Here is a 1968-nt window from a genome sequence, read left to right as displayed (position 1 = left end):
CAGCCGGCCGGGCGACCGCCGCGTCGACCGGTCTCGCCGCCCCGCCTGGAGGCTCCGGACGTTCGTGGCGACAGACCGCCACTCGGTCTGGCCGCCCTCCTCGACCTCGCGGCCGGGCCGGAGTTCGATCTCGTCGCCGGCCGCCAGTTCGCCCTGCACGAGACTGCCCCCGAGCACGCCGCCCGTGAGGCCCTCCCACTTCGTCCCGGGCTTGTTGATGTCGAACGACCGCGCGACGTACATCCGCGGGTCGGCGTCCGGGTCCCGGTCCGGCGTGGGGATCTCGGACTGGATGGCGTCGATGACGAGGTCGACGTTGATCTCCTGTTCGGCGGAGATTGGGACGATGGGCGCGCCCTCCGCGACCGTGCCCGCTACGAAGTCCTGGATCTCCTCGTAGTTCTGGCGGGCCTGCTCGGAGTCCACCAGGTCGACCTTGTTCTGCGCGACGACGATGTTCTCGATGCCGATGATGTCCAGCGCCATCAGGTGTTCCTCCGTCTGGGGCTGGGGGACGGGTTCGTTGGCGCTGACGACCAGCACCGCGCCGTCCATGATGGCCGCTCCCGAGAGCATCGTCGCCATCAGCGTCTCGTGGCCCGGCGCGTCCACGAACGAGACGGTGCGCTCGACCTCCGTCTCCGTGCCGTGCTCGTCGCACTCCTCGGCGACGGTGTAGCACTCGGGTTCCTCGCAGTCCGGGCACCGTCGCAGCGTCGCGTCGGCGTACCCGAGGCGAATGGAGATCCCGCGTTTCATCTCCTCAGAGTGCTGGTCTGTCCACTCGCCGCTGAGCGCGCGGACGAGCGTGGTCTTGCCGTGGTCGACGTGACCAACCAGCCCGATGTTCACCTCCGGTTGTCGGTGATTTCCTGCCATGTTCACAGAGTAATCTTGCGTGAATTTCGCCCCGAACGACTGATAAACCTACTGTTACGGACTCGCTGGCTGTGTCGTTCGTTTTTGAGTGAATCAGCACTTGAGTGACGTCGGGTCATCGTGGTCCTCGACTCTATGAACGGGGCGGCCGGCTACGCGAAGTCCGGAGAACCAAGCACTGCAGCGAGTGAGCGACGCGAACGAGCGAAGCGCGCAGCGAGCGCGAGGCCGACTGAAAGGAAGTCTCGGTTTTCTCGAACGGCGACCGCAGGGAACCGTGAGAGCCGCACGAGCGTAGCCGGCCGGGGCGTCTACGAAGTGTAGTCTGAGCTGAGAGAGCAACCGGCGGACCACGAACGCAACACGAGCTTTAACCAGATAGCCGCCGTACCGGAGTCCAGTGCGAGAGTTCGGGTTCGAACTGCGATTGTGCGCGCATCTGGAAGCCAGCGGCGTGCCCGGCGTCGGTGACGTCGGCGTGGTCGCACGGCAACTCGGGACGAGCGTGCACGCCGCGGGCGGTCGCATCGTGGATGCGATGTGCGTCCTTCCCGGTCCGGAGTACGGGGAGCGCGTCGAACTAACGAGCGACACGATTCCGCCGGCCGTTCTCGACGCCGTGGTCCCCGTCGGCGAGTTCGAGCGAGCGACGAGAGTCTTCGACGGGCCGCCGGAGCGCGCGCACGCGCTGGCGGAGCGCGGGGCAGATACGGGGTTCCTGGACGTCGCACGGCGGAACGGCCAGACGGTCGTCCGGCAGACCACGCGGTACCCCGAGTGGGTCGGCGGCCTGGTCGGCGTCGAGAACAAGCCCGACCTCGGGACGCCCGGCAGCCTCGACGCCCAGATGCGCCACGACGCGAGCCTCGGCGTGCTCGACTACGCCATCGTGGCGACCGAGTCCCACGTCACGCGAGCGCACCTGAACCGCCTGCCCGACGCGGTGGGCGTCTGGCGCGTGGACTTCGAGGACGACGACCCGATCGAGGTCGTTCGGGCGCCGTCGCGACTCGACACGTCGGGGCCAGGGCTGGAAGTCCTCGACGCAGAACCCGGCAAGACCAACGTCCGGGCGGTCACGGCGGCCGC

Annotated in this window: 2 protein-coding genes; one reads left to right on the top strand and one right to left on the bottom strand. The window is 68.0% G+C overall.

What is annotated here, in order from left to right; all coding sequences use genetic code 11:
* Positions 1–879, bottom strand: an 879-nt coding sequence (locus tag GRX66_RS18550; RefSeq protein ID WP_159527795.1) for a translation initiation factor IF-2 subunit gamma, incomplete at its 3' end; no start/stop codon positions are given.
* Positions 880–1279: 400 nt separating this feature from the next.
* Here GRX66_RS18550 and GRX66_RS18545 point away from each other — a divergent pair.
* Positions 1280–1968, top strand: a 689-nt coding sequence (locus tag GRX66_RS18545; protein ID WP_325064199.1) for a DUF5787 family protein, incomplete at its 3' end; no start/stop codon positions are given.

Source organism: Halobacterium bonnevillei (assembly GCF_009831555.1).
In the GTDB taxonomy this organism is placed as follows: domain Archaea; phylum Halobacteriota; class Halobacteria; order Halobacteriales; family Halobacteriaceae; genus Halobacterium; species Halobacterium bonnevillei.
Note: the sequence above shows the minus strand (reverse complement) of the source record. Positions and strands in the feature narration are given on the sequence as shown.